This window comes from Protofrankia sp. CiP1_Cm_nod2, assembly GCF_920664355.1.
GTDB lineage: Bacteria > Actinomycetota > Actinomycetes > Frankiales > Frankiaceae > Protofrankia.
Genome location: NZ_CAKKTL010000013.1, coordinates 26,089 through 30,752, shown reverse-complemented (window position 1 = coordinate 30,752; position 4,664 = coordinate 26,089). Strand labels below are relative to the sequence as shown.

The window sequence follows — 4,664 nt, the reverse complement described above, 5'->3', positions numbered from 1 at the left end:
CCGGGGGGCGTTCGCCGGCCGCCGGCATCTGCGCCGTCGGTTCGGCCCGGTCGAAGCCGACCTGTGGGGGACGAGCGCGATGATCGAGTTCATCGACGCCGGCCTGCGGCTGCTGTGGACCGACGACACGACGGCCGACGACACGACGGCCGACGACACGACGGCCGACGACACGACGGCCGACGACACGACGGCCGACGACACGACGGCCGGGGAGCGTTCCGCTCCCGGCCTGCCGGCGGAGCGGGACAGTCCGCGGGGACGGCCGGTCGGCAGCCAGCTCGCGGCATTGCTGCGCTCCACCGCCGGTGGGGCGCTTGCGCGGCCCGCGCGTATCCGCGCACCGGTGCGGCGACGGCTCACCGAACCGGCGCCCGCCGTTGCCGAGGTGGCGCGGGCGGTGCGGGTGTCACCGGTGGCCGGGGGAGTGCGTGTCGAGGTCGAAACGACCGTGCCCGGCTCCGCCGTCGTGTCCGTCGTCCTGCGCAGGGAGCAGGCCGACGGGCTCGCGGCCGTGCTGGAGGACTGGTCGCGGCGGGAACAGGCAGGAATAACAGAAACGCGGGAATGACAGGAATGACGGAAACGGCAGGGATAAAATGACAGGAGCAGGGGGAGGGAATCAGAAGAAGAAGAAAAAGGAATCGGAAGAAGAAATAGGCGGGAGCGGGGGATGGGGCGGCCGCGGCCCGGTCCGGTGCGCCGGCCTCATGCCGGCGGCTGGCCGTTCTCCGGCGGCTGGTCGTTCTCCGCCTGTCGCACCAGCTTGTCGACCCACATCACACCGGCCGCGGCGACCAGCATGGTGAGATGGCGGATCTCCTCCCGCGCGGCCGGCTCGTCGACGCCGCGCAGCCGCCGGCAGCGACCGACCGGGTCGACCGCCCGGCCGTCGGCCGCGTCCAGCAGCGTGTGCAGCAGCCGCAGCGTCACAAGATGGTCACGCTGCCGGCGTCGGCTCCCGGTGCCCGACCGCGTCCGGCATGGCGGTGCCGTCACGGTCGTCGGCGCCAACGCGGCCACCGCGTCCGGGTGCTCCGGTGCGACGTCGGAAGTGATCTTCGTAAGGAGGGCTGACCGGGCATGTTCGGTCTCCCGGCCGGTCTCGGACGGGCCGTCGGCGGGAGTCCGCGCCGCCTCGGCCCAGCTGGCGGCACCCGGCCGGAACGCGGCACCCGGCCGGGACCTGGTGCCGTCCGCTGCCCGCGCGGCCAGCGGCCCGGCCACCAGTGCCCGGTATCGGGCGGGGTCGTGGGCGCGCAGCAGATCCAGGCCGCGATGGAGCGCTACCCGGGCCGCGTCGGGGGACAGGCCATGGCGTCGTCCGGTGGCCGGCAGATCGTACGGGTGAGCGACATCGGCCCACAGCCCGGTGACGAGCTCGCGCAGCGCGCAGTCGGCGGGCGGGTCGTCGGCCAGCGGCCCGGCGGCCGGCGAGGAGTCCAGGCCGCGCATCGGCCTGGCCGGTAGCCCGCGCTTGACCGCGGCGCGGCGCCGCAGCTCGACGTCGAGGTTCCTCGTCGGGTAGAGGACGAGCTGCGCCACCGCCGCGCGCAGCCAGGCCTGATCCGATGGGGACGTCCGCCGGTACGGCCGCGAGGGGCTGTCCCGGAGTGTGCCGGCGGCGGCCAGCATCGAACCGGCGGTGTCGGCGTCGAGTGCGGCGGTCTCGGCCGGCGCGGTCAGCCCGTCGACCAGGAGCCGCCACTCGCGGACCTCCTCGCCGGGCCCGCCGCCCGTGGCGCGGGTGCGCGGGAGCCGGCCGCGTGCGGCCTCGCGCAGCTTGCGGTGGGCGTCGAGCACGAGATCGTCGATGATCGTCCGGCAGGTGTCGCAGGTCCGGCCGTCCCGGCAGGAGCAGGACGCGGGAACAGCCCTGCGGACGATGCCGCGGACCCGGCGGCGCAGGGCGGGTTCGAGCAGCCGGTAGGTGGCCCGGGAGGCAAGGTCGTCGTCTGCGTCGAGAATGTCGCTGAGGCGCAGGCTCACAGGGATCCTTTCGAGCATGACGGGATGACACGACGTCCACACGACATCGAACCGTCAAAAACGAGCCACCCGCGAGGGGTGACAGCCTCCCGATGACCGGGTGACCTCGAAAGGACCGGCGAAGCCGGTCACGTGACCAGAAATGGCCACGAGTCGCCATAAAGACTGACTGGGATGGACCCTAGAGCGCCGGTGCCGGGCCTGTCAACCGCGGATCACCCAGCCGCCGCGCCCGGTGAGTGGCGGTGCCGGCCGCCAGGCCCCGGCGGGCAGCCAGCGGACCGCCCGCCAGCATGACGGGCACGGCTGCCACACCCCGAGACGGTCGCCGCGCTCGAGGAGCCCGGCGATCCCGGCGCCGACCCGGCCGGCGGTCAGGCCGGCATCCGAGGGCAGGTACCACCCGCTCTGCTGGAACCGGTCGGCGACCGGCCGCAGCGACCGGGTGACCAGCTCCCTGCGTTCGTTGTCGGAGACGTCGTAGACGACGACCAGCGGTGTGTTCACCAGAGTCCCTCCGCGTCCCCGTTATCCGGAAGCCGCCGGAAGCCGCCGGAAGCCGCCCGGAGCCGCCCGGAGCCGCCCGGAGCCGCCCGGAGCTGTTCGGTCATCCTGAGACCCAGCCGTGGTCAGGCACGGCGTCGAGCGGGAAGCCGTGCCACCACTGCCGACAGCGCGGACAGCACGGAACGATCACAATATGGTCGTCCGGCTCGACGAGCCCGGCCAGGCGCGTGGCAAGACCGTCCAGCCCGGACGCTGTCAGGTCCAGGTCGTACACCGAGCGCAGCACCTTCGGCCCGTGCCGTTCCAGCGCCGTCGCGACCTTCCGCCGGTGCCGGTCGGAGGAGACGTCGAAACTCACCAGGAACCTGCCGACGGGTTCCGCCATCAGACGCTCACCGCCAGTGGAAGGGCTCGTAGGGGACGCTGTCGACCAGCCTCCCGCGCAGTGCGAGGCTCTGCCCGCGGATCAGGGTGGCGTAGGTGGTGCCGGGGGACGCCGTCCAGCTCCGCGCCGGGGAGTCCACCCGCGCCCGGAAGCGGGCGATGACCGCCGCGCTCGCCGCCGGGCCGAGCCGCGGACGCCCGTCCGTGCCGCCGTCCGTGCTGTTGTCCGCGCCGCCGCCACGGGGCGCGGGGCCGGTACTGAGGTCCTCGGGGCGGATCATGCGCAGCCCGAGGACGCCCAGGACGGTCGACTCGAGCAGGACCGCGCGCCACTCCTCCATCAGGTCGAACACCAGCGTCGGCCGGCCCGGCCGCGGGGCATGCAGGAACGACGTGTACGGGTCGAGACCGGCGGCGACGACCGCGCCGAAGACGACCTCGCGAAGCAGCGCGGAGGTGTAGTTGATGAGGATGTTGACGAGGTCGGGGTCAAGGCGCTCACGCCGCCGGAAGCCGAGCTCGTCGGGGAGCAGGAGCCGGATACCGCGGAAGTAGGCCCCGGACGCCGCTCCTTCGATACCGACGAGCTCGGCGATCGAAGCGGCGTTGTCGACGGCCGCGCCGGCCGCGGCGACGCGCCGGGCCAGCGCCCAGACCTCCGCGGGCTCGGCGGCCCTTGCCGCTCGCCGGCGCAGCAGGACATCCTGGTTATGGATCTTCCCGCGGACGAAGGCGCGGGCGAGCTCGAGCCGGGCCGGGTCGTCGTGATGGAGGAGCGCCTGCCGCCGGCGGGCCTCGATGTGGGACGCCTTCGGCGGTTCGAGCCGCCCGCGGACCCGGCCGTCCGCGGTGAGCAGGACCAGCGGTATGTCCTCGGCCAGGAGGGCGGTCATCGCCGGGGTCGTGATCCCGACGTTGCCGAAGGCGACGACCTCGCTGATCCGTCCCAGCGGCGCTGAGGTGACGACCGCGCCGTCCCGGCTCGCGACCAGCCGGCCACCGCTGCGCCCGAGCACGAGGCCGTGGCCGACGACATACAGCGGGCGGCGGGTCGGCGGCCGGCCGGCCAGCCGCTTGACCGGCCGGCTGACCGAGCTGACCGAGCTGACTGACCGGCCGGCCGGTTGGCCGGTCGGCTGACCGGCCGGCTCGTTCACGATGCCCTCCGGTTCGTCGCCGGGCGGGCGGAGGCGTCCGATGGGCCGGTGTAGGCGGCCGGATCCGGTCGCGTGGTACGGCGCCGCCGCCCGACGGACATCGGGTGCGTCCAGCCGGCGGTCGGTTCGGCCTCCCAGCCGCCGTCACGGTAGAAGACCCATCCCAGGAAGGAGAAACCCCGGTCGAAGCTTGAGATGTAGGTTTTCCCGGCGTTCATCTCCAGGTCCAGATCCGCCAGCGCGCGGCCGACGGTGTAGGCGGACTCGATCGCGGTGCCGGTGTCCGCGCAGAACACCGCGATATCGTCGGCGTAACGGACAAGATTTCCGGGATTGTGATGGACGGTGGTGTCGAAGGCGCGAAGATGCAGATTAGCGAGGGCTGGAGACAGGGGCGCTCCCTCCGGGATACCCTTGGTTCGCGGGATGATTCCGTGTTCGGTGAGCAGCGGCGCGGTTATCCAGCGGTCGATCAGTGTTGTCGCGTCGCCGGCCAGCCCGGCGGGAAGAGCGGCCAGGAGAAGATCATGGCGGATGCGCGCGAAATAGTCGGCGATGTCGGTGCGCAGCACCGTCGTGTGCCCGGCGTCGCGGTGGCGTTCGGCCTCGGCCAGTGCGTCGAGCCAC

At 73.2% G+C, this 4,664-nt stretch carries 6 protein-coding genes; 1 reads left to right on the top strand and 5 read right to left on the bottom strand.

What is annotated here, in order from left to right:
• On the top strand, positions 1–571 hold a 571-nt coding region (locus tag NBW84_RS02690), incomplete at its 5' end, for a hypothetical protein (RefSeq protein ID WP_250281368.1).
• Between the two features lie 137 nt (positions 572–708).
• Here the strand turns inward: NBW84_RS02690 and NBW84_RS02685 are convergent.
• The 5 genes from NBW84_RS02685 to NBW84_RS02665 all read right to left on the bottom strand — a co-directional run.
• Positions 709–1,989 (bottom strand): hypothetical protein, encoded by a 1,281-nt coding sequence (locus tag NBW84_RS02685; protein WP_250281366.1) that lies wholly within the window; start codon positions 1,987–1,989, stop codon positions 709–711.
• Between the two features lie 204 nt (positions 1,990–2,193).
• Positions 2,194–2,496 carry a hypothetical protein gene (locus NBW84_RS02680; protein ID WP_250281365.1) on the bottom strand — a complete coding sequence of 101 codons (303 nt, stop codon included), beginning with the start codon at positions 2,494–2,496 and terminating at the stop codon, positions 2,194–2,196.
• A gap of 100 nt (positions 2,497–2,596) precedes the next feature.
• Positions 2,597–2,881, bottom strand: a complete 285-nt coding sequence (gene cas2, locus NBW84_RS02675; protein WP_250281364.1) for a CRISPR-associated endonuclease Cas2 — start codon at positions 2,879–2,881, stop codon at positions 2,597–2,599.
• Between the two features lie 7 nt (positions 2,882–2,888).
• A complete protein-coding gene (gene cas1 / locus NBW84_RS02670) occupies positions 2,889–4,037 on the bottom strand; it encodes a CRISPR-associated endonuclease Cas1 (protein ID WP_250281363.1) in 1,149 nt (382 codons plus the stop codon).
• Positions 4,034–4,664 (bottom strand): reverse transcriptase domain-containing protein (locus NBW84_RS02665; protein ID WP_250281362.1); only part of this gene is annotated, 631 nt, incomplete at its 5' end. The genes NBW84_RS02665 and cas1, both read right to left, overlap by 4 nt.

What these genes read in the sequence shown, in the direction of transcription:
- cas2 (WP_250281364.1), bottom strand. Translation starts at nt 2,881, where the DNA reads ATGGCGGAACCCGTCGGCAGGTTCCTGGTGAGTTTCGACGTCTCCTCC.